General features: G+C 36.5%; 24 protein-coding genes. All 24 read right to left on the reverse strand.

From position 1 onward, the window contains the following. A complete protein-coding gene (locus tag ACJA3J_RS17870) occupies positions 1-1,803 on the reverse strand; it encodes an ABC transporter ATP-binding protein (protein ID WP_406944814.1) in 1,803 nt (600 codons plus the stop codon). Then, on the reverse strand, positions 1,800-2,249 hold the full coding sequence (locus ACJA3J_RS17875; protein WP_406944815.1) for a signal peptidase I: 450 nt from the start codon (positions 2,247-2,249) through the stop codon (positions 1,800-1,802). The genes ACJA3J_RS17870 and ACJA3J_RS17875 overlap by 4 nt, the downstream gene beginning before the upstream one ends. Next, positions 2,239-2,508 carry a PqqD family protein gene (locus ACJA3J_RS17880; protein WP_406944816.1) on the reverse strand — a complete coding sequence of 90 codons (270 nt, stop codon included), beginning with the start codon at positions 2,506-2,508 and terminating at the stop codon, positions 2,239-2,241. Before ACJA3J_RS17880 ends, ACJA3J_RS17875 begins: the two co-directional genes overlap by 11 nt. Continuing rightward, entirely contained in the window at positions 2,505-3,293 is a 789-nt protein-coding gene (locus ACJA3J_RS17885) for a hypothetical protein (RefSeq protein ID WP_406944817.1), read from the reverse strand. The genes ACJA3J_RS17880 and ACJA3J_RS17885 overlap by 4 nt, the downstream gene beginning before the upstream one ends. A 19-nt stretch (positions 3,294-3,312) precedes the next feature. Further along, positions 3,313-3,510: a hypothetical protein gene (locus tag ACJA3J_RS17890; protein ID WP_406944818.1), complete on the reverse strand. Its 198-nt coding sequence runs from the start codon at positions 3,508-3,510 to the stop codon at positions 3,313-3,315. A gap of 45 nt (positions 3,511-3,555) precedes the next feature. Further along, positions 3,556-5,346, reverse strand: coding sequence for an ABC transporter ATP-binding protein (locus tag ACJA3J_RS17895; RefSeq protein ID WP_406944819.1), 1,791 nt, complete (start codon positions 5,344-5,346; stop codon positions 3,556-3,558). 14 nt (positions 5,347-5,360) lie between these two features. Next, positions 5,361-6,539, reverse strand: a complete 1,179-nt coding sequence (locus tag ACJA3J_RS17900) for a nucleotidyltransferase family protein (protein ID WP_406944820.1) — start codon at positions 6,537-6,539, stop codon at positions 5,361-5,363. After that, entirely contained in the window at positions 6,499-6,999 is a 501-nt protein-coding gene (locus ACJA3J_RS17905; RefSeq protein WP_406946315.1) for a lasso peptide biosynthesis B2 protein, read from the reverse strand. Before ACJA3J_RS17905 ends, ACJA3J_RS17900 begins: the two co-directional genes overlap by 41 nt. Before the next feature lie 27 nt (positions 7,000-7,026). Beyond that, positions 7,027-7,314 carry a lasso peptide biosynthesis PqqD family chaperone gene (locus ACJA3J_RS17910; protein WP_406944821.1) on the reverse strand — a complete coding sequence of 96 codons (288 nt, stop codon included), beginning with the start codon at positions 7,312-7,314 and terminating at the stop codon, positions 7,027-7,029. Then, positions 7,311-8,243: an aldolase gene (locus tag ACJA3J_RS17915; protein WP_406944822.1), complete on the reverse strand. Its 933-nt coding sequence runs from the start codon at positions 8,241-8,243 to the stop codon at positions 7,311-7,313. The genes ACJA3J_RS17910 and ACJA3J_RS17915 overlap by 4 nt, the downstream gene beginning before the upstream one ends. A 91-nt stretch (positions 8,244-8,334) precedes the next feature. After that, positions 8,335-8,478: a paeninodin family lasso peptide gene (locus ACJA3J_RS17920; protein ID WP_406944823.1), complete on the reverse strand. Its 144-nt coding sequence runs from the start codon at positions 8,476-8,478 to the stop codon at positions 8,335-8,337. 15 nt (positions 8,479-8,493) lie between these two features. Continuing rightward, positions 8,494-10,437, reverse strand: coding sequence for an asparagine synthase-related protein (locus ACJA3J_RS17925; protein WP_406946316.1), 1,944 nt, complete (start codon positions 10,435-10,437; stop codon positions 8,494-8,496). Positions 10,438-10,617: 180 nt separating this feature from the next. Then, complete coding sequence (locus ACJA3J_RS17930; RefSeq protein WP_406944824.1) at positions 10,618-12,168, reverse strand: lipopolysaccharide biosynthesis protein; 1,551 nt, start codon at positions 12,166-12,168, stop codon at positions 10,618-10,620. Then, positions 12,165-13,046, reverse strand: a complete 882-nt coding sequence (locus tag ACJA3J_RS17935; protein ID WP_406944825.1) for a glycosyltransferase family 2 protein — start codon at positions 13,044-13,046, stop codon at positions 12,165-12,167. The genes ACJA3J_RS17930 and ACJA3J_RS17935 overlap by 4 nt, the downstream gene beginning before the upstream one ends. A 58-nt stretch (positions 13,047-13,104) precedes the next feature. Then, on the reverse strand, positions 13,105-13,563 hold the full coding sequence (locus tag ACJA3J_RS17940) for an acyltransferase (RefSeq protein WP_406944826.1): 459 nt from the start codon (positions 13,561-13,563) through the stop codon (positions 13,105-13,107). A gap of 64 nt (positions 13,564-13,627) precedes the next feature. Beyond that, positions 13,628-14,830, reverse strand: a complete 1,203-nt coding sequence (locus ACJA3J_RS17945; protein WP_406944827.1) for a glycoside hydrolase family 88 protein — start codon at positions 14,828-14,830, stop codon at positions 13,628-13,630. Between the two features lie 60 nt (positions 14,831-14,890). Further along, complete coding sequence (locus ACJA3J_RS17950; protein ID WP_406944828.1) at positions 14,891-16,087, reverse strand: glycosyltransferase; 1,197 nt, start codon at positions 16,085-16,087, stop codon at positions 14,891-14,893. 9 nt (positions 16,088-16,096) lie between these two features. Further along, positions 16,097-17,290 (reverse strand): glycosyltransferase, encoded by a 1,194-nt coding sequence (locus tag ACJA3J_RS17955; RefSeq protein ID WP_406944829.1) that lies wholly within the window; start codon positions 17,288-17,290, stop codon positions 16,097-16,099. A gap of 10 nt (positions 17,291-17,300) precedes the next feature. Then, entirely contained in the window at positions 17,301-18,467 is a 1,167-nt protein-coding gene (locus tag ACJA3J_RS17960; RefSeq protein WP_406944830.1) for a polysaccharide pyruvyl transferase family protein, read from the reverse strand. Between the two features lie 11 nt (positions 18,468-18,478). Then, positions 18,479-19,510 (reverse strand): glycosyltransferase family 2 protein, encoded by a 1,032-nt coding sequence (locus tag ACJA3J_RS17965; protein WP_406944831.1) that lies wholly within the window; start codon positions 19,508-19,510, stop codon positions 18,479-18,481. Between the two features lie 18 nt (positions 19,511-19,528). Further along, positions 19,529-20,764, reverse strand: a complete 1,236-nt coding sequence (locus ACJA3J_RS17970) for a glycosyltransferase (RefSeq protein ID WP_406944832.1) — start codon at positions 20,762-20,764, stop codon at positions 19,529-19,531. Further along, entirely contained in the window at positions 20,761-21,381 is a 621-nt protein-coding gene (locus tag ACJA3J_RS17975; RefSeq protein ID WP_406944833.1) for an acyltransferase, read from the reverse strand. The genes ACJA3J_RS17970 and ACJA3J_RS17975 overlap by 4 nt, the downstream gene beginning before the upstream one ends. A 14-nt stretch (positions 21,382-21,395) precedes the next feature. Next, positions 21,396-22,136 (reverse strand): capsular polysaccharide synthesis protein, encoded by a 741-nt coding sequence (locus tag ACJA3J_RS17980; RefSeq protein ID WP_406944834.1) that lies wholly within the window; start codon positions 22,134-22,136, stop codon positions 21,396-21,398. A 9-nt stretch (positions 22,137-22,145) separates the two neighbouring features. Beyond that, positions 22,146-22,490 (reverse strand): helix-turn-helix domain-containing protein, encoded by a 345-nt coding sequence (locus ACJA3J_RS17985; RefSeq protein WP_406944835.1) that lies wholly within the window; start codon positions 22,488-22,490, stop codon positions 22,146-22,148. Positions 22,491-22,493: the final 3 nt, after the last annotated feature.

Consider the following 22,493-nt stretch of genomic DNA (forward strand, 5'->3'; position numbering starts at 1 on the left):
TTATGCATGAACTTTCAATGCATGCCCCTCTTTTACGAAAAACTGTTTCTCATACAAATTCCGATACAACCCGTCCTCAGCAATCAATTGCTCATGATTTCCTTGCTGGACTACTTCTCCTTTGTCCAAGACAACCATGTGATCAGCATGTCTTATCGTAGACAATCGGTGGGCAATGACCAGCGTAGTTCTCCCCACCATTAAACGATCAAGAGCTTCTTTAACCAAAAACTCAGTTTCATGGTCCAATGACGATGTAGCTTCATCTAAAAGAAGAAGAGGTGCATCCTTCAAGAAAGCTCGAGCAATGGCAACTCTTTGTTTTTGTCCACCAGAGAGTTTAATTCCTCGCTCGCCTATTTCTGTATCATAACCTTTGGGTAATGACTCTATGAAATCATGTATATTCGCAGCTTTAGCCGCCTGAATCATTTCAGTTTGTGTTACATCGGGACGGGCGTATATTAGATTCTCCTTTAAAGACCCACTAAATAGGAAGGATTCCTGGGGAACATAGGCGATCAATTGTCTCCATTCTGCTAGATTCATTTGATCAATAGATAATCCATTAAGATGTATGGATCCTGATGTCGGCTTATAGAATCCTTGAAGAAGCTGAAACATCGTGGACTTACCCGCACCGCTGGGCCCTACAATGGCTGTCAACTTTCCCATAGGTAAATCAAGATTCATATCTCTAATTACGTTTGACTTCCCATCATAACTGAAGACAACATTATGAAAAGAAATAGGATGATGGGGTGAATGGCTTATCAAAGGTTTGGCAGTTCCGGAAGTTTCTTGTGCCCGATCAAGCAGGTGAAGGACTCGTTCCAATGCTGAAGCAGAGCGTTGATAACCCGCCCACTGGCCGGCAAGCCCTGTCATAGGATAAACTAAATGGTTCACCAAATTGATGAATGTGAGTAATGCACCAACCGTCAAAACTTGATCCGTCACAAAAAATGCTCCCACAAGTACACTCACTAAAAATGTGATGGTTCCTACCGCTTCTCCTCCCGTGTAGAACCACCCCCGCAACTTAGCATCTTTCATTTCAAGGTCGTACAAATTATCATTCTTCTTTTTGTAATTCTTCAAAAACAACTGCTCCAAAGTGAATGAACGGATAACCGTCATTCCTTGAAACGTTTCGTTCAAGGTTTTTGTGATTCCACTAATCAATCCATGAATCTTACGGCTATTATTTTTTAATAAAAAGCCAAATAAAATCCCTCCCAGGACAGCAAAAGGAGCAACTAAAAGTACCAGCAAAGAGAGAGTCCAGTTAATGTGAATAATATAAATAAGAGCGGCACAGGCAATTAAGGGAAGTCGAACAAGATTGATCAATCCTCTACCTATGACTCCGTCAATTTGGTGAAGGTCATTCGTAAAATGAGACATCAACTCACCTGAGTGATAATGAGAAAAATCTTTTCCATTCATTTTTAAGACATGGCTGTATAGGTCTACATTCAAATCTCTTTTCACCGCATTCAAGGCCTTCGTTTCAAATAAAGTATCAATAAAATTCACACTCATACTTACTACTGAAATTCCAATCCCTGCAAATATCATTGTTCGAAGACGACTGAAATCACTTTGGATCGCCGAATCTATGATGTTTCCGAAAAACCATGCTAAAGCGATAACAAGTGCAATGTCTACGAACATTAAAACAAATAACCATATATAAGGAGCTTTGTGCCTTTTAATATAAGGAGCTAATAAGAAGAACGTACGCTTAATATCATAAAATGAAAAATAGGATGTCCAACCTTTGAAATTCAACATACTCATCGCTTCACTTTCTGATAGGTTTTCAATAGTAAGAACCTTCGTAATACTTTAGAAATCAATGGGAACGTAAGGATAAACCAGGCCCATGCCTTTCCTATTAAGCCGTTAAGGTGAATAATTTTATGATTCTTACTCACGTATACCATTTTTCCAATAAGCTGACCTGAGGACACCCAGTCGTCATTTCCAAGATTTGAATCACCTTTGCATTGATACAAATCACCAGCCTTATGAATCAAACGATGAGCAATCAACTGCCCCTGGTTCGATTGATAAAGCAGGATATCTCCTCTTTTAACATTTTCCCGATCCATGGAAACAAATCGGCAAACCTCACCTTCACGAATGAATGGAAACATACTTGTACCAGTAGCAGGCATGTCGATCGTTCCCCTCATTTGTAGAACCTTTATGAGCAAGGAGTGATTGGAGGAATCAACAGACATGTTCAATTAATCCACAGTTGTCTAATTTTCTAAGAAAAAGGGTAACGTCATATTCAACATTTTGTGGTTTCACTTGATATTGTAGAGCTACTTCTTCTACAATCCCTTCCAAAGATTTCTCCTCATGTAGTAAAGACCAGCAAAAACTCCCTACTTCATTCAAAGTCGTGATCGTGTATGCTTCTAAATCTAGTACGATCCACTCCTTTTCCATTTTTACTATTTCATGCTGTGCCTTCCGTTTAAATATGGTTTTCATGAAATCAACTCCCAAAACGTAGAGTCTTCTCTAAAATATAAATGATAGATGGGGACTTGTTCTACAATAGTTTTTAATAATTGGAGAGCTTTCTTATGATCCTCTGGTGTTGCCGGCCAATAGAAGATTTTATCCATCAAATGGACGATAGCTTCTGATGACTCCATTAAAACTTTGTTGTTTGTTAAAGATTGATGCAGGGACTGAATGCCGCCTACCTTTAAACATGTATGTTCTATCCCCATAGGGATTTCACTCCGGAAAGGGGATGGATAAGCGATAATATCATCCTGTTTAACATGGATAATGGTTGCTTCATCAGCCAGTATATTCCTTGGTGCAGATAATTTAGCGGCTGTTGATTTTCCCGCTCCAGAATTTCCAGTGAAAAGAAATGCCCTTTCCTGTTCTTGAACACAGGAAGAATGAAAAAGTACACCCGCTCCTTCATTTACGATAAAAGCACTATATAGATTCATCAGCGCATGTTTAAGGCTCAACGCGTCATGAATATACAAAACGGATGATTTATAGTTTTTATCAACCACAATCCTGTAATCAGCTCTTTCATAAATGTAGGCTCTTTTAGTTTCTGAAATACCTACCTCATAATTTTTAAAAGAAGTTCCAAATCCAGAAACGATGACGATTATAAGATCAGGTTCATATTTAGAATCTGGGAATGATGGAATAAAACCTTTTAGCAGTTCTCCCCTTACCCAATCCTCTTCAAAACTTACTTTCGCTTTATGAGGACCCATTCTTATCCAGTTTTCTCTCATCATTTGAAGACTTCCTTCCTAGTTATCCCTTACCTTTGCCTCTTCCTGGGGCTCCTGCTCCACCTGGAGTTGGATTCGGATTACCTGGTGGAAAGTTGACTCCATTATTACCCTTTCCAGGATGATCCAGGTTGCCTTTTCCAGGATTCCAACTCTGCGCTGTTTCAAATTTAATTGGCCGATGATCGATCACTTCTGGAGCCTTGTATTGTTTTGTCATGTTTATCTCTCCTTATTCTTAATAACGAACACCAAATTAAAATTTTTAATGAACCACTTTCATTTGATGGTTCAACAAATGACTGAAGACATTTTTCTTATCTTTAGCCAATTGCTGAAAATCTCCTTTTTGAACCACTTTTCCTTCTTCCAGTACAATGACCTGGTCAGCATTCCGGATGGTTGAGAGGCGATGAGCAATCACTATGATTGTCATTCTTCCTTTCAGTTGTTCAATCGCTTCTTGGATTTTCTTCTCGTTTTCTGAATCCAACGCGCTTGTGGCTTCATCTAAAATTAGAATAGAAGGTTTTCTCAGAATTGCGCGGGCTAACACTAAGCGCTGCCTTTCTCCTCCAGACAGCTTGATTCCACGATCGCCTATAAGCGTATCGAGTCCTTGAGGGAGCTTACGCACGAATTCTGCTGCGGATGAAAATTCTAGAGCTTCCCATATTGCCTCTTCACTCGCTTCTGGATCCACTAACAGCAAATTGTCACGGATACTCTCATTGAAAAGAAAAGGATCTTGAGGAACATAACTGATGGCTTTTCGCAGAGAACGAATTTTCTCTTCTGATATTGAATCCCCATCGATAAGGACTTCTCCTTGATCTGGATGATTCAACCCCATCAACATATCAATCAGTGTGCTCTTCCCTGCCCCAGAACGTCCGACAACAGCCGTCATCTGCTGAGATGGAATGGTCATATTAATATTCTTCAGAGCATAACGACTTTCCTTTTTATATTGAAAAGAAAGATTCCGACATTCGATGGCGTCATTAACTTTCAAGGGGGCATTCCATTGACTTCCTTCCATAAACTCACGGTCGTGTTCACTTTCATGCCTTACTTTGTTCACAGCCTCTAGAGAGGGTATTACTTTTGCAATTTGTTCCATAGACGCTTGGATTCCCGTGACACGCGGCCATAACCTAGAAAAGATTACGATGACCAGCATCAACTGACCTGCTTGAGCATTGAATAATTGAATGGCAATGAATATAAAAGCCGCAATCAGAATAGACGAAGCAATTTTGTAATAGAGCCTTGATGTAGCTTTCAATTTTGTGTATTCAATCTGCTCATCCTGCATCCCTTTTGTAATCGTGGCATGCCAATGGCCTCTGGACTCTTCCAGTGTATTGCTCTTTAAGTCTTTCATTCCATTCATCTGATCAGTTACGCCAGAAAGATACCTTCGATTCAGACTATAACTACGATTACCTAACTCAAGCGACCTTTTTAAGAACTTCCGATTAAAAAGGATAAGAATAAATCCGCATGTAATGACGAAGGTCGTAATGTTTGGAGACAGAACAAAAGCGAGACCAACTTGGATAAAAGTGAAAACTAATGATGCTGCAAACTGTAAAAAAGACTGTGTACCACTAGCTGCACGGGCAATTTCCCCGGTCATAATATTTACTAAATCTGACTTTCTCTTGTTCAAATAAAACTGCCACTTCGCGTGAAGGAGCGAATCATACGTATTCATTCGTAAATGCCTCATAAATCCTTGATGAATGACTGCATTTCTTACTGTAATCCTCCGTTGAAGTAAGTTTTGAGCAATGACAATTCCTACATAAAATAAAAGAATCGATGGAAGCCCGATTTCAGGCGGAATTTGCTCAACGAACTGAAAAGCCTCCATGAAAGGCAATCCCTGAGTGCCTAAATCCACAATTCCACTCAAGCTAATTAAAGGGACAAGCAATAGGATTCCGATCCCTTCCAGGAGCCCGATTACGGTCATAGCAAACAAATTGATATATAAGACTTTTCCTGAATAACTATGAATCTCTTTCAAAAAGTAAAGGACATGCTTCATAACTTTGCGTCCCCCTATGTGATTGCGTGCTTTCTAGTCTTTCTCCACCCCCACAGAAAAGGGCGTAGAGGAAAATATAAAAAGTGAAGTCTTTTAGGCAATGGCAAAAGCTCGGCATCCTCGGGATAAGGATACAAAAAGCTCAGGATAAAAAAGAACTTTTGATTCCATGACATCAGAGAAAATAAATGACGTTTATGATAGTCTGCAACCTCTTGCGGCAAAGGCTCTGAGTGGAGGTTGATCATAGACTCTAAATAGAATATCGCTTGTTGTGCCAAAACACGTGACCTTTTAGTAACTGGCATTTCCAATGGAACAGGAGTTTCCAAAAGGACGGAAGATAAGTAAAGAGCTTGAGCTCCAGCGAGGTGGAAGTGATTGTGAATCAATAATCGCTTAAGGTTCTTCCAATCAATGGACTGATCCACCAAACGGTCTATATCTAACAACCATCGTAACCTGGACCACCCATGCCTCGCTCCATGTGCAGCTAAGAACAAAAATAAATCCTCTTTCCCCAGAATGTAGATAGGGGTTTTTGAAATCGAGCTAACCTCTTTTCGCTTCCATAAGTGTTCAAATCCTGGCTCTTTGCAAGGACCGGGATTCAAACGCCAATGCAGCTCGATTTTCACTTTCTTCCGGGGATGATAGTAGGTCACATGATGATGCCTCCACTTCCAATCTTCTAACACGGATTCGATGTAATCATCTTTTTGATATCCGTGACTTGCTAGTAGATGTTCAGCTTTCTGAAGATCTTCAATCGAAATCATCACATCCAAATCACCCGAAGTCCTCAATGAAACATCCCCGTAAAGTTCATGTGATAGCATAGGGCCTTTCAAAAAAAGCAACCGAATTTCATTTGATGAAAACAAACGACTCATTCGTTCCATCTCTCCACTCAATTGCAACATTTGAAAGGTATTCCGCTTATATTCAAAACAAAGTTTTTCTTCGACAAACCTGGGAATACGTCCGCTTTCGACCATTTTTACTTTGGAATAGAGCAACGGGTATACACGGTGATGTAACGATTGTTTGATAAACAATTTCCAGTCGATGTCCTCAAACGAACTTTTTGAAAGTGCATTAATATCTTTTTGTTTATCTGATTTCAGCAATTGGAGAATCAATTGAAGCTCTTTAGGTACGTTCGCTAATTGAAGGTCTGTAGTTTTGCTCATGTGATTCACCTCCTACAGGATCCGCAAAGGTACTGACAACAGTAAACCTCTCCATTCCTTTAGCTCCAGTAACAATATAAGGACCGCTTCTCAACCAGGCATGAGCAACCATCTCACCGTTATCCTCTTTTGCCGTCCCGAAGTAAAGAGTATTTCCAACCTCTCTTTTTTCAAGCATCTTCTTTGCAGCAAGAGCCTGAACAAGGCAACGACTTTCCCAGAACGTGTATTTACTCATGATTTGAATGGCCTGAGAAACTTTCGCCACTATTCTGCGATCTGTACATTCATCGTCTACCCCTGTTTCCTGCATATGTTTCCCTAATGAAGGAGCTAAATTTGAAAATGGACGGCGCTTTTGAATTCTCGCCCAACCTAAATAAAAAAAAGACTCCAACAACAATCTTTTTGATTCCATACTCAAGGTCAAAAAAGTCATCAACTTCCTCATGAGCTTAATTCCTTTCCAAGACTGTTCTTCTGAAGTCTATTCCTTCACTTCTATTAAATTCTCATCACGGAGGTGCTCAAGAAATGCTTGAACCTGCTCTTCACAAACATCCCGTTCCACTTCATAGACTTCAAGCAAATCATCAATCAATTCACTTACATGTTTCGGTTGTTCAATCTTGTCCCATATCTCCCCGCCAAGCTCACCTAAATTATAATACTTCCCATTTTCAATACTGAGCATCACACGCTCCCCATCCATATCACTCACAATATGTCCTTCTTTCTGCTGAACAATTTGTACTAAAGCTACCGATTGGCTCATACTACAAATTCCTCCTTACCAATGGCCTGTAGAACTTTGTCTACTAATTCATTGGCTGTAAATTGTGAAACTGGTCTCCTCATGTGAAACATATCCACATGGGGCAAGATCTTTGTTGATGTATTAAAATGCCAATCCATCAGCCCGGCACGTCGAATAATAAAATTCCGATACGTATGCTTGAATAACGTACTGAAGCGAAATAAATCCTTTATTGGTTCAATATGAATCTGTTCGTCATCTGTTTTTGTTAATTCAATGATCCCTGCTAAAGGCAGCTGACGTTCTTCGAATTGATCGACGACTGGAACTTTGAACTTCGTTTCGCGATCAATGATTGGTTCGAACTCCTTTGATTGCCACCCAAAGTGATCCATGCTTTCCTGCCATAGCTTTTGTTGCGGATACGCTGGTGTCACCATCGGAACTCCTTGATCGGAAAATGAGACGGGGATGACATCATCGCTTAGTAATTTATATCCTCGTTTTAGGAAGGCTGAGGCTAAGGTTGATTTTCCTGCTCCTGAGTCCCCAACGATAGCATAGGCTTTTCCGTCGATGGAAATGGCGCTGCCGTGTAGAGGGAGGATTCTTCTTTGCATGAGGATGATGCCCATGCAACTTCCTAAAATATACAACCGAACATGGCTTATAACAGAACCCGGAAGAGGAGTGAATAATATTTCATTGCCATTTCTAATGAGGCAAACACACACTTCTGTAACTTTAAACATGCATAAATTCTCTTCTATATAAAAGGACTTGCCTTTGCCAGAGATCTTTTCCCATTGATCTTCTAAGTTTACTTGTCTAATAGTTACATCAGCATAAGTATTAGACAAGTTTATTTTAGGAACTTCAGGTAATGACATCTCACTAATTACATGTAAGCCAAAAACATGGTAACCTTTTTTGGAATTTTTTCTCATACTCCACCTCTTCACCACTGAATGAATCTTGGAATATATTAGAGTCTAAAATTCCTAACCAAGGAATTTTAGACTCTCTCTAAGTACTTGATTAGGATACGTGATGATAACCAGTCTGACCGTCGTGCTCTAAGTTTTCGTTGTAGCCTTCATCAAATTCACCCCATGCACCACTAGCCATTGTTTGATCTACATCCAAAGTTGACAATTCCGGTGTACTCCATTCCTTCTTCATATGATTCACCCCCTTTCAATTGAACTTTTTGATAAACCGATATGAAATAACGCCTCTCATTAATATCCAGAAATCTGGGTCTAACGCTAATTCAGGATTTGGACCTTGATTTTTAATAGATAGTAGAGAGGCATCAAGTTGTGGAATATTAAAGAAAGATGGTGAAAGTGAATCTCTAGAAATGGTTTCTACTTCTTCAAGAAAAGAATTCCAATAAGGTTTCATCCTATGAATAAATTCCACCCCCTGCGCTCCCCTTACCCGATTATTAAGCCTAACCTTATCTGGTAAGTATTGTTTTGTACCGTTTCTAATTAGCGCTCTATCCATACCATCTTTAACAAACTGATCTTCAGGCAAAGATAAACAGAATTCGATTACCCGCAAGTCATTTGTAGGATCTCTTTTCCAAAGCGAATGTCGAAGAGAAAGTTTGGTGCCCAGAGTGCCGGTCGCATTCCATGAAAACATTTCCTTAAAGTGCTGGTTTCTGACTTTAATATCTGTCAGGTTGTATTTGCTTTTTGTAGTTTTTATACCATGCTTATTTAAGGAGTGATAGACATTTGTTCTTTTTGCTAAATCAGGACTTATTAACTCAGGAAAGTTATAAACCTGATCTGAAAGTAATAGCTTATTTATGCTAGGAAAAGCCATCCGACTCAATAAAGGTAATAAACGCATTCTATTTCCTTGTGTAATTTTACTGTAAGCATCCAACTCTGAAAGTAATCTTAATAACTTCATTTTTCTTAACAACGATGCGTAATAATTAATGGTTGTCCCCCATGAAACGCTTAAATTGCCTCTTCCACCGTTTAATAAGATTCCTATATTTCTTGAATGAGCTTCTTCATATATCCCTTTAATCCAATTGGATGTTCCGAAAAATTTGTAAGGCATTTCCATGATATCTAACCATTCATCTATTTCATCAAGCGGAGATACACCACCAAAATCTAAGTAGCAATCAGATACATTACCAAGGTGGTTTACAGTCGAATAAATGTAAGGCCTCTCATCTGCCGCCCTATTACTCGGTGTCCAATCTTCAAAATCTTCAGGAGGTACATGACTGAAGGTGTATAATTTCCCGTCTTTTTTTTTCAAAGAGTTAGAGGCGAAACTTGCTACAGCTCCTGAATCTAAACCTCCACTCAAGTGAGCTCCAACATTTTTATGGGTTCTTAAACGGTCATTAACGGCCCTCCCGAATACACTTTGAAAAGCTTCAATATAATCTTGATCAGATTTATAATTTAAGGTTTTTCCTGGAGTGACCGTACAATACCTGGTCCTCTTCACTTCATTATTTTTGACCGAAATACTATGAGAGGGCTGAAGTTGATAGATTTCATGAAATGGGGTGATTGACATATCCACCGCCTCATTCATTCCTGGTATGGCCAAATATTCAGCCAGCCATCTTTCATCTAATTTTTTCTCTACCACAGGTAAGGTTAGAAGAGATTGTATAGTTGTAGAGAAGGAAAATAACGAATGGTCTTTATAGTAATAGAGAGTGCGGCTTCCTGAAAAATCTCGAGCACCAAACAACTTATTATTTCTCTCATCCCATATCATATAAGCAAATTCACCGACTAAATATTTTGGGGACTCTTCTCCCCATTTACTATATGCCATCAGAATCAACTGACTGTCTGGAATATATACTCTCTTTTTCTTTGCTATTTGCAATTGGTCAAAAAGCTCTTTCCGATTATCTATAATCGCATCAGCTGTTATGGTAAGTTGCCTTTCGGAGTCATAATACGGTAAAGGTTCATTTATAGCTTCAGGTGTGATCCACTGTGCGTGAACACCTAATAAAACATTAGTATTCCTCCAGACACCGATGTCATCAGCCGGGTACTTTTCAAAACTTTTCATCATATTAGTAAAGTATGTTTCTTCATCATGACAACTATCCAGTTGGTAAATTCCTGCTATCGCACTTATGGTTATCACCCCGCCCCACTCATATTCTTTATAAAGAACAAAAGATTAAAAAATATAGATACCCTTTAAATTTACTGTTTTCCTAGTTCGGTTGTTCTCTATATAGAACGTACTACATTTATCTACTTATTGCAAGGATATTCTATAATTTCATGATGATACGTTTGTACTACTTCGTATTTATCCTAAACGGTTTGTAGTATGAGAAACTTTAATTGTTCTAAATTTATAGAAAACCCTTTTACTTATAGAAAATATATACTTAAACTCATCAGACTTACAAAAAATCACCGTGTAAATCAGGCTCGGTATAATTATACAAAGGAACCCTTTAAGTAATAATGAAAAGTAACTATCACCTGAAATAGAACTTGTAGAGTATTTTGTTATAAAGTAGACTCCTGTACCAATAAAAATATATAGTCCATACACATAATAATATTTAAGGATATGAAGATTGAAAACTTTCTTATAGACTAAATAAGGGGTTGTCCAAAAAGGAACGACAAGAGAACTTATTAAGGTTCCCAAAAACACACCAGCAATACCCCAAAATTGAACAAATGTAATAGACAACGTCAAATTTATAGCGGCCTGAATTAGTGGAGCATAACGATCCGGATGAAATATACCTGACGTAGTCTTTACCGTTGTAATTGCATTTCTTATCCCTTTCTCGTAAAACAATAACATTAGCAAAAGCAAAACGGATTTATCCATAATAAAATCACTCCCTATCCAAAGAGTAATAAATGGTTCCAGCATAATATAAATGGCTATTGTGAATGTAGAATAAATCCAGAAATTAATGAGTCTGTACACTTTGTAAATCGAATAAATTTTTTCTTTGCTCTCATTGGCTACTAAATTTCCTACACTATGATAGATATTGTTGAAAATTTGGTTTATAAAAGTCCGGCTAATATCTATTAGCATTTTATAATTAGAGTAAATGCCAACAGCTGCAAGACCTATAAATGACGAAATAATAATATTATCAGTCCCTAATACGAGGTAGGCACCTATATTCTGTAGAACAATCGCTTTCACATTCTTAAAAATACCTTTTTTCGTTTCAGGATCAAGATCTGTTGCGGGTTTATCTTTTAAAAATGGGTACATTTTATTAACAACTAACGCTAAGACAATGCTAGTGATGATTGTTATACTACTCTCAATGAGTAAATAAAGAATAAAGTTTTGAGTGTAATATAAAATAGCGATTTTCAATGTTGTTGTTAAAATCGAAGATACAGAATAAATTCCGGTCACTATATAGCCTTTTTGACAAACGTTTAAAAATGAATTCTTGTGCATGTAAAGGTACGGAGCCACTGTATTTAATAGGAAAATAAGATAGATAATGTGCACATGATCTATACTAGTATCACTAACAATGAATGAAAGAAAAGGTAATAAAGATAAGCCTAGTACCAGTACAACTCCGGCTATAATTAGATAGGCATTACGATACAACCTCATTAAGGCATTCATTTTATTTTTGTCATCTTCAGCCACAGGTTTATATAAGCTATACATAATACTGGCACCAATACCCGCTTCTGCTAGTGAGAGCATAGCTAAAATACTAGTGAATAAGCCATTTAAGCCTAAATATTCCACCCCAAGGTATGTGATAAAAACGGTCCTGGAAACAAAACTCAATAGTGTGATAATAAGTTGGTTCCCTAGTCCAGCCCCTATATTGAGAAGTGAGTGTTTTATTCTCATTTTATCCTCGTCCAAATATAATTTTTGGTTTGAAAGATTCCAACGGCTAATAGTAATGTAAGAGATTTAATTTCTAGTAATTTTGCAGCTTTATTGATTCCTAAAGTATCTTTCACATAACTATAATAAAGGTTATAATTAGCTAACCTTCCCTTTAAATTGTAATTATAGAACTTAATTTGTTGCCGAATGTAGTAGGCTGTTCCCTTAGGATTACTTGAGAATATTTTTATTTGGTTTCTAGTTAATCCATCCTCTAAATAATTACAAAGATAAATAACTTCATTGAACCATCTAATCTTATAGCCATCATGAGCCATCTTTTCCCACACAGTAGCTTCGGTTAAAAACTTCTCCCCTTCAAATTCCTTGAATTTGTAGTTCCGAAGAATACCCGTATAAAAAACCTCTGCTTTATCTCCCTTGATATTTTTATCATTTCTCTGTAAGGAAGTAGCATCAACGAACTCTCCATCAAATGTCTCCCCAATTAAGTTATTAATTTCTTTCCCTCTATTTCCTGACACACCACAAAATCCCTCTTTATCACTGATGCTCTCTTCCCAACCCACAATAGTTTGAAGAGCATTCGAAGTAAGGGTGTCATACGAATCTACGATAAAAAATAATTCTCCCTTTGCTAAATCTGTGGCTTTATTTATAGCTCTATGCTTTCCGCCATTCTCCACCTTATAATACCTAATAGTGATCCTATCTTCTTTCTTCCAATTCTCAACTAAATCCTCTGTATGATCTGATGAACCATCATCAATAATTAACCATTCAAAGTTTCTGTAAGCCTGGCTTACTAATGAATGATAAAGCTTGCCTAAGATATAAGCTCGGTTATAGGTAGGGGTGAACACTGTAATTTTCAATATCATTCCTCCTTTCCTAATTTAAATAGATTTCATTTCACATAACCGATATCGTTAATTAATTCATCGAACATTTGATTTTTTTAGCATGATCAATATTCCCCGAAATGGTATAGTCTTTTTCATAAATTTTCTTTGTATTCATAAAATGTTTCTTCCTGCTTTCTTCATATTGATCAAGCGTTCCGATTTTTTTTGCTTGGATTCCACCGACGATGGTGTCTGGAGGCACGGATTTGGTGACTACACTTCCTCCAGCTACAATGGAGTTTTTTCCAATCGTTACCCCAGGCATAATTAAGGATCTCACTCCAATAAAGGCATTATCTTCTATCTTTATACTTCCTACCTTTGTATACTCAAAATCTTTCAGCCTTTTCGTACTAGCATCGTGTGCTAATAACATTACCTGATTAGTTATCGATACATTGTCGCCTATTTCTATCAACCAACAATGCGAGTAGTCTATGACAACCCCAGGTCCTATCTGACTATTCTTACCTACCTTCAACCCCATTTTTTATAATCTTCCAACCAGAGTTCTTGAAGAAGAGCCTTTCTTAACCTTGAGACAGAAAAAGTTATATAGCTTTTTCAACATGAATATTCACCTCTTTTTCTTTATTCAAAGTTCTAACACAAAAGCCTTGCGTGAAAGGAAGGATATTAAATTGATTAGAATAGACTCCCAAATCCTTTGTATCCCCTTGAGAAAAGTCGATCTCCCCATTTCTTCGGGTCACTAACTTCAAATATTCCATGCCTTTATTCAAAGCACTTACATAAGCTTCGGAAGACCCGTTAATATTTGAAGCATTTTTCATAAACCATGCAAAGGTGGCGGTTGTCGAGGAGTCTGATGTGGCTTCACTTCTCAATAAAGACCATGTCCAGCTTCCATTGTTTTGTTGATAAGGTAAGATTGAATCAGCAAACCTCACGATAATTTTTTCTAAACTCGATTTATATTCATTTCCGTTTGGTAATTCAGCCCAAGTATCAATGACACCTATTGCAAACCAACCCGCTCCTCTTCCCCAGCCCCATAAACCCAGTGGTAACTTATTTTTTATGTGATAGGCATGAAATGGAATCATGGTTTTATGAAGCATTCCATATTGTTCGTAATGTTCAATCTGTTTTATGGAAAGTTCAATACATTCAGATTTATTAAATTCTGCTCCATACTTTACGAGGAAAGGACAAATAAAACCTATCGTATCCACGTACCGGTACTGCTCCATATTCTTTCTATATTTCACTGTTCCATCTTCACCAATGTGCTGTTTAATTAAGTTTTCGGTATAGTCCAGGGCAGACTTATATTGTTTGAAATCAATAAAGTCTAACTTCATGAGGGCGTATGCCAAAATAGCTGCATCAATATTGTGTGGCCTTTCCCTCCATTGTCCCTGTTCATCGAATTTATACTTCAGGAAATCTTTCACACTCTTTTTCGCTATTTGATCATTGCTATTTTTTATATACTCACCGACCCCTAATAAAAGAGAAGCCTCCTGCCAGTATTGAATAGTATCCTTTGAATAATTTCCTTTCAGCATATCCAAAAAAATCAATCTAGTATTGTCCGTGACTTTGATTTTTGGGGTTTTTCCTATCCATTGAAGACTCTTATGAATGATTAATTGATTCCACTGTGATTGAGTTTTACAACGCCCCATATGGATCCGTTTATACCAGTCGCTACACTTTGGAATTATGTCAATAAATACAATTGTGATAATCAATAATATAAATGAAGCCATTACATATTGAGCAATCATATAAAACTCCTTTCTGTAAAAAAAAAAGAGAAAGGCTCAATAAATATTTAAGCCCTTCCCTCATGCTAATATTTGATATAATTTATCAACTTCTCGTTCGTTACCTAAACTCTCTTTATTTAGATTCTTGATATACTCTTCTCTTAACTGTTCATCTTTGAACAATCTATATATCCCCTGAGCGATGTCATTTCCTGTCACATCCACCACCATCCCATTATAACCATTTTTAATTTGGTCTCTGGAAGAGTTAAAATTGGTTATAAGGATAGGCTTTGCTAATATTTTAGCTTCCTCAATAGCAATAGATTTCCCTTCATACCTTGAAGGTTGAACATAAATGTCAGCCATTCTTAAGTATGGATACGGATTTTCTTTTATTCCTAAAAAGACAAATGAGTCCTCTAGATTCAATTCTTTTACCATCTTTTCATACTCTACATTTTCCTCCATCGATCCTGTACCAATAACGTGCCACTTGATACTGACCCCTTTTTCCACTAACCGTTTACAAGCTTCTATGGCTAAATCAATACCCTTCACATGACAAAGTCTTGCTACAGTTACTATATTTAGAGTTGATTTATTAATTTGCAAATCTTTAAATGATTCGCTTGCCATCTTTTTTATAATATCCGGGGAAACAATGTTGTTAATAACAGTTATCTTAGATAATAATGGATTAAACTGTAAAGCTAATGAATTCTTGCACTCATCGGAAACAGTGACAATGTGGTCTAATTCCTTGAAGTACGGATGATCAATCATTTTATCCATTCCAGAATTAGTATAATGGGTATGAATCCACCCAATTTTCTTATGAGCATTCACCTTTTCAATAATAAAATAAATAGGTGAACGTTCTAAATAACCAATAGCTGCATCATACTCTTTATCCAATGTACCTAAAGCCTTCGATAAGTGCGGCCAAACTTTCTGGTCACATCTAGCACGATTTTTCTCAGTTTTAAACAAGTAACCCGCATGGATTCTGGGAAATATAAGGTGGAATTTGTTCTCCTTCAAGAAACTTTGTAACGCTCTTTTTATGGGCATATCAAAATAGGTGTAATCTTGTGGTGCTTCCAATATATTTATTTCGCTAGGTACCTTACTTAAAAAGGTCCCTTCACGTTTAAATAATAGTAAATCCACATCATACTTTGAGTAATCCAGACTTTCCAACAATGAAATTAATGACTTTTCTGCTCCACCACAATGCATGGATGGCATGACAAATAATAGTTTACTTTTCATGTTTATCACCTAATCACATAAGGCATAAATTTTATTAATTTCTGATTCAGTACCAAGGTTTTCATAGGATAAATTATACTGTAAACGGCTTTTCAACTCTTCATTAGTCAAAAGTTTTTCTAGTCCGCTTGCGATGTCTTCAGGTTTTTTGGCAACGATTATTCCTGTCACACCATTTTCAATTTGATCCCTGGCAGTACTGAAGTCAGTCACTACAATAGGTTTATTTAAAATCTTCGCTTCATCAATTGCTATAGATTTCCCCTCAAACATAGATGTTTGAACATAAATATCCGCTTGCTTCATATAAGGGTACGGATTTGATTTCAGTCCTAACAACTTGAAGTGATTCTCTAAATTATTTTCATGGATTAAATCTGTTAATCTTCCTCTCTCTTCACCTTCACCAATAATGTGCCAGCAAATTGGGTAACCTTTGTCCACCAATCGCCTGCAGGCCTTTATAGATAAATCAAATCCCTTTTGATGGTGCAGCCTACCCACAGACAAAATATTTATTTTTTTGTATGGTCCATTTTCTAATACATCCTCTTCCATATCCGCCATCTTGGTAATGAGCTTTGGAGAAACAATATTATATATAACTTCAATTTTATTTTCATGAGTAGGAAACCTTCTCTTTAAAATAGCAGCACATTCTTCTGAGACTGTAACGATATGATCTAAACTTGCAAAATAACCGTTATCAAATTCGGGGTCCATTCCTAAATGGTCATAATCAATATGAATCCATCCTACTTTCTTTTTTGCCTTTACTTTATCCACACAAAAATAGGTAGAAGTTTTTTCTAAGAAACCTATAGCCACATCATACTCTTTGTCCAAAACCGGAATGGATTCTGATAAATGTCTCCAGTTCATTTGTTCTTTCACTGACGTGTTCTTAAACCCTCTGTTTTGCAAGGCATATTTGAATCTGTTGTACAATAAAGAGTAATTCCTATGAATACTCAAAGTACTTAACGATCGAAACAAGGGAAGGCTGAATTTTTCCAATGTATCGTTGATTGGCAAAATGTTAACTTTTTCTGGCAAAAGCTCAAGAAAAATCCCGTCATGATTAAACAAAAATAAATCAATCTCATATTTTTCATAATCCATTCGGGACAATAAATTGATTAGACTTTTTTCTCCGCCACCAGCAGATAAACTTGGCATAATAAAAAGTAAACGTTTCTTCATTTTATCCCACCTAAACTAAGGCGAACATATTTCTCAAATGTTCTGCCGCTTGATATGACATTTTCTTCACTTCTGGAATATTTTGATTAAGTGTACTTTTTATCCATTCTTCCTGCTTTACCATTTGATCGAAAGAATTGTTTAATTTAACTGAGTTAGATAGATCTTTGATATCCATAACAAAATCTTGATTTCCAAAGATGTCTTTAGATATCCCCTTTGATTTCACACTATATCCTAGTACCATTGTAGGAACTAGACTGGAATAGGCAGCAATAGTTGCATGTGTTCTAGCCCCAATAAAAAACCTCATTCGGGAGATATACCCTTTGTATTCTGTAGCATTTAAGTTATCAGGTAGCAGAAGCACCCGCCCTGTATCTTGAAATGTATGATAAATTTCTTTTAATACTTCATAATCATTGTTTCCATTCGCGATTACATGGGGAGTAAGTGCAATGGTGCTTTCTGTGGTTCCTAAGATATGAGAAACGAGTTCATGAATCGAACTCATAGAATCCTGATTCCTTTCTAATACTAAGGGGCTGAAGTTCAATCCAATCGTATCACCAATTTTCCAACCTTCAGGTAACGGTAACTCTTTCTTCTTTAACGTAAAGGCAGGATCTGCGCACATTTCTACGTTCTGCAACCCTTGGTTCCTTAAAAGATCATAAGTGATAGATTCCCTTGCGAGGATCAAATCGAATCTCTCTAAATCTTGCAGTTTTTCTTCTGACAAGTCCTCTTCACCAATGGAACATCCCCAAAGAACAAGTTTCTTCCCTTCAGATTTAATGACTTTATCCACTTCATAAATTCCTGGTTGTTCACCATAGCAATAATTATCTCCCCCGATGGATAAGCAGACATCGACATCTTTGATATGCTTAATAATATTGCCATGAATTTTTTGATAGGCATAGGATTCATCATTCATTAACTTCACTTTAAAAGAAGAAATAAACCATTTATAAGAATATTTATTTATCAAACGATTGGATCCATCATATATAGCATCCAACCCCTCAATTACTTTGTCTGTCTCAGGTTCTTTCGATACAAGATAAACCGATGCATCATGAATCGTATCTTTAATGATGTCTTTTGTCGTCCTGACGATTGCTTCACAACCGCGATTACGACTCCCTCCATGAAAAAAAAGTAAACATTTCATAAGTCATCCTCCTACATTTGATTGTTTTTCTTTAGACTGTAGGTCATTAATACGTAAATCCCTATTATCGATTTAATTTTAATCATTATTAGTAATGCTTTTTCATATTTACTGACTTCTTTAAAATAGGAAGGAAAGCTTTTCGCTATTGCTTTTCTAACCCCTGGATGGGTAATCATTTGATATACATACTTATTCTTCTCTTTGAATCCATCAGTCTTAAAGAAGGAATAATAGAGATAAGTATAGGAAATCACGCTTTTAATCAGCTTTTTCGACTGGAGTAATTCCACCTGTGATTTACTAATGATATGAAAACACTTCTCTGGGACCGCATGGTGATATATGGATAATGCTTTCTTGAAATAATCATTGTGAACCATGTTTCTCGTTGCACTTCCTGGAACATCTCTGTAAAGGTATCCAGAAAAGTTGATATATTCAATAGCCACAGAAGAGAGGGAAACATTTAAATTAAAAAAGCCATCTTCTCCATGTGAAAGATGACTTGGAAATTTAATATTGTATTCTTTAAGAAGGCTTCGTTTATAAAGTTTGTTACATACGGAGTTGCAATCTTCTTTTTCCAATAAGTAAGACACAACCATATGTTTACTTAACGGAACGGACTCAGGAAATGCATATTTCACGCATTTCATTGGGTTACTTGAATCTTTCCCACTTTCAAAATTTGATATTAGTAAATCAATGTCTCCAGTAACAGCTTTATTATATAGAGTTTCAAACATGCTATCTTTAACTTCGTCATCAGCGTCTACAAACCCGACATACTCCCCTCTGCATAAGGATAACCCTACGTTTCTTGCTGCACTTACCCCCTTATTGCTTTGGTTAATCAATAATATTCTCGAATCCAGTTTCTTATATCTCTCTATTATTTGTTTACTTCTGTCGGTTGACCCATCGTTAATAAAAATAAATTCGCAATGATAAAGTTGTTGATTCAGCAAGGATTGGATACAACGTTCAATATAATTTTCCGAATTATAAACTGGGATTACTACACTTACCTTAACAGTCATTCTATCACCTGCCTTATTTTAACCTTTCATCATCAATAAATCATTTTGATACGAAGATTTATCTTCTATAATTGCGTACAACTTTTCAACTTCGCTGGTATTTCCATAAGTGGTCGGATCTATATTATTCTTTAACCTTATTCTTAAATGATCATCTTCGAATAAAAGTTGAATGCTATCTGCAATTTCCTCAGGAGTTTGACCGCAAATGATTCCATTGTAACCATCTATTACTTGACTGTTGGCTGTAGGATAATTTGTAAGGAGGATAGGCTTTTGCAAAATCATGGCTTCTGTAACAGTTACTGCTTTACCTTCGTATCTGGATGGTTGAACGTATAAATCGCAAAGTTTCATATAAGGATAAGGATTTATTTTTTTATCTAACAAAACAAAATGATCTTCTAGGTTATGTTCTTTTATGAGGTCCACCAGTTCTTTCCGATAACCTCCATAGCCAACAACATACCATTTAATTGTTGTGTAACCTCTGTCGTGAAGTATTTTCAAGGCTTTTACTGCTCGATCGTAGCCTTTCGCGAATGATAACCTTCCTACTGATAGAACACTAAAATTACCTGAGTCCCATTCATTTATGGTGGCCTCAGCTCTTTTCATGATAAAGGATGGGGATGAAATATTCTCCATTAAGTGAACTCTTTTTTCTAAACTGGGATATTGGTCTATAAAAGTTCTTGTCACATCTTCAGATATGGATATGATGTGATCAAATTTAGCCCACTGTAATAAATCAAGTCTATGGTCAATTTCCAACTTGCTGTAATCTGTATGGATCCAGGCAATTTTTAAGTCAGCTGGAACCCTTTCTGCCACAATTTCATGAGGCCAAGCGTAACTAATAGCTACATCATATTTCGCCTTTAGTTTAGGCAGAAAATGAACGGCATTCTTCATTGCAAGCTGCATTTGGATATATCCTGATCCCTCAATTAACTTCATTTTTCTAGCCTTTATACCAGCCTGAAACTTACTTACTACCCTAATAAATGACGTGATCACATGACCTTCTTTCACACAATCCTTTATCGGTCTGCGAAAGACGGAATAACTCTTGATTTCAGGCAATACACGAACCTGTTCTGGAATTAGATCCATAAATTCCCCAGTATGTTCAAATACCAATAAATCAACTTCAAAGCGATTATAGTCGAAACTTTCCAATAAATTAATCAGACTACGTTCAATCCCACCTATTTCCATATTGTACACAGTAATCAATATACTCTTTTTCATAAAGCGTCACGCATACCCGTTGGCTTAAGAATATTTTTATATTCATTTTCCCTTTTATTTATGAAAACCGTATTTTCTGGAACATGACCTTTCACCACACTCCCAGCCGCTATAACTGAATGATCTCCAATGAAAGTATCCTTTAAAATAACAACATTCGAACCAATCCAGACATTCTTTCCAATATGCACTTCACCAACCAAAAGATGATTACCTTCCGTTTTAAAGTTATGATCATGATCATTGATTGAAACACCGGAAGCTATTTTTGTTTTTTCGCCAATGGTTATTTTATTTACACAATTAATATTACAATTATCATTGAGGAATACTTTGTCTCCTATAGATAACTCACCCTTTTGGTCTACACGTAAACTTGCGTTTTTCCTTACATATACAAATTTACCTATTTTTATTTTAGCTTCTTTGTTATAAACTTCGAGTCTGCTGTTAGATTGAAGAGAGAATATCGTAGACTGTATATTTCTTAAATATATGAGCTTATAAAATAAAGCCCGTAAAATCCCCCAAGCATGGGAAATATTCATTAATAGTGCATAATATCCACCACGACTTCTTGAATCCTTTACTAATGTAGAAATTACTTTTTTTATCATGGTAAGATGACTCCTTAATTCTTTTGGATTAATTTCCTCACCCTATAAACATTCTCCCCACCAATTACTCTTGATAATGTTTTCTTAATATTCTTCTTTATTCGAGTGGATTTAGGCAACCAACTTTGATAAAACAAGTGCATCGCGTAGGTATCGTTACTTTGTATTTCTCTACAATTGATATAGTCATATGGTGAAAAGTATTCCTGGGTATAAATAGTTCCTACTCCTTCAATACATTGTTTTTTCCCATTACAAACAAGGCCTCTATCTGTCAGAAGTTTTGTAACCTTTGCTACGTTCGTGACATCATCAAACTCCCCATTGCTTTTAAGAAAATACCGCTGATGATAATCTTCCATGAATTCTTTAATAAATGGATGACCCTTTCTTGCACCAAAAGTACTGGTCGCAATATATTCTTCTTGTTCGAATCCCCAAAAAGCTTCCCCTAGTAGCAGATCATCAAATGGTTTATAGACCATCACATCCGTATCTAGATAAATCCCACCTACATGATAAAGAGCATAAAGTCTCACATAATCACTAACAAAAGCGAACTTTTTAGCTTTATATGCTTCTCTTATATACTGGTTTGAATAGATATCGAAATTTGTTTCATTCCACTCTATGATTTTGTATTCTGAAAGGTTCGTATGCCAACTATCTATACACTCTTTCACAATCGAAGGTTTCTCTTTACCACCAAACCAGCAATAATGGATCACCTTAGGAATCTTTTTTGTTGTTTTCATCGCCCACCTCTATTTTTTTATATGATCATTTTGCACCTCGTGTTGCCAATTAATAAAATCAATTAACAATTTATATTCTTTAATTCGTTCTTTTTCTACTCCACATTTTTTCAATTCATAAATAAACTCCAACCATTCAGGTTCAATTTCATTTTCTTGTTTGAGTCCGAGAAGTTCTATAGGACTGACTTCTAATACGCTAGCAATTTTACCAATCATATGCACCGATGGATTTTTGTTTAAGTTCCTTTCAATATTGCTTAAATAAGACTTGGATATATCCGCGTATTCTGCTAATACCGTTAAAGACATCCCTCTTTTTTTTCGTAAATTCTGTATGTTATCCCCGATCATAAG

Source organism: Halobacillus sp. SY10, from assembly GCF_045401165.1.
Taxonomy (GTDB): Bacteria; Bacillota; Bacilli; order Bacillales; family Halobacillaceae; genus Halobacillus; species Halobacillus aidingensis.

Excerpts from the sequence above, each read along its gene's own strand:
- ACJA3J_RS17870 (WP_406944814.1), bottom strand. The coding sequence starts at position 1,803 with ATGAGTATGTTGAATTTCAAAGGTTGGACATCCTATTTTTCATTTTAT.
- ACJA3J_RS17875 (WP_406944815.1), bottom strand. The coding sequence starts at position 2,249 with ATGTCTGTTGATTCCTCCAATCACTCCTTGCTCATAAAGGTTCTACAA.
- ACJA3J_RS17880 (WP_406944816.1), bottom strand. The coding sequence starts at position 2,508 with ATGAAAACCATATTTAAACGGAAGGCACAGCATGAAATAGTAAAAATG.
- ACJA3J_RS17885 (WP_406944817.1), bottom strand. The coding sequence starts at position 3,293 with ATGATGAGAGAAAACTGGATAAGAATGGGTCCTCATAAAGCGAAAGTA.
- ACJA3J_RS17890 (WP_406944818.1), bottom strand. The coding sequence starts at position 3,510 with ATGACAAAACAATACAAGGCTCCAGAAGTGATCGATCATCGGCCAATT.
- ACJA3J_RS17895 (WP_406944819.1), bottom strand. The coding sequence starts at position 5,346 with ATGAAGCATGTCCTTTACTTTTTGAAAGAGATTCATAGTTATTCAGGA.
- ACJA3J_RS17900 (WP_406944820.1), bottom strand. The coding sequence starts at position 6,539 with ATGAGCAAAACTACAGACCTTCAATTAGCGAACGTACCTAAAGAGCTT.
- ACJA3J_RS17910 (WP_406944821.1), bottom strand. The coding sequence starts at position 7,314 with ATGAGCCAATCGGTAGCTTTAGTACAAATTGTTCAGCAGAAAGAAGGA.
- ACJA3J_RS17915 (WP_406944822.1), bottom strand. The coding sequence starts at position 8,243 with ATGAGAAAAAATTCCAAAAAAGGTTACCATGTTTTTGGCTTACATGTA.
- ACJA3J_RS17920 (WP_406944823.1), bottom strand. The coding sequence starts at position 8,478 with ATGAAGAAGGAATGGAGTACACCGGAATTGTCAACTTTGGATGTAGAT.
- ACJA3J_RS17930 (WP_406944824.1), bottom strand. The coding sequence starts at position 12,168 with ATGAGAATAAAACACTCACTTCTCAATATAGGGGCTGGACTAGGGAAC.
- ACJA3J_RS17940 (WP_406944826.1), bottom strand. The coding sequence starts at position 13,563 with ATGGGGTTGAAGGTAGGTAAGAATAGTCAGATAGGACCTGGGGTTGTC.
- ACJA3J_RS17945 (WP_406944827.1), bottom strand. The coding sequence starts at position 14,830 with ATGATTGCTCAATATGTAATGGCTTCATTTATATTATTGATTATCACA.
- ACJA3J_RS17950 (WP_406944828.1), bottom strand. The coding sequence starts at position 16,087 with ATGAAAAGTAAACTATTATTTGTCATGCCATCCATGCATTGTGGTGGA.
- ACJA3J_RS17955 (WP_406944829.1), bottom strand. The coding sequence starts at position 17,290 with ATGAAGAAACGTTTACTTTTTATTATGCCAAGTTTATCTGCTGGTGGC.
- ACJA3J_RS17960 (WP_406944830.1), bottom strand. The coding sequence starts at position 18,467 with ATGAAATGTTTACTTTTTTTTCATGGAGGGAGTCGTAATCGCGGTTGT.
- ACJA3J_RS17965 (WP_406944831.1), bottom strand. The coding sequence starts at position 19,510 with ATGACTGTTAAGGTAAGTGTAGTAATCCCAGTTTATAATTCGGAAAAT.
- ACJA3J_RS17970 (WP_406944832.1), bottom strand. The coding sequence starts at position 20,764 with ATGAAAAAGAGTATATTGATTACTGTGTACAATATGGAAATAGGTGGG.
- ACJA3J_RS17975 (WP_406944833.1), bottom strand. The coding sequence starts at position 21,381 with ATGATAAAAAAAGTAATTTCTACATTAGTAAAGGATTCAAGAAGTCGT.
- ACJA3J_RS17980 (WP_406944834.1), bottom strand. The coding sequence starts at position 22,136 with ATGAAAACAACAAAAAAGATTCCTAAGGTGATCCATTATTGCTGGTTT.
- ACJA3J_RS17985 (WP_406944835.1), bottom strand. The coding sequence starts at position 22,490 with ATGATCGGGGATAACATACAGAATTTACGAAAAAAAAGAGGGATGTCT.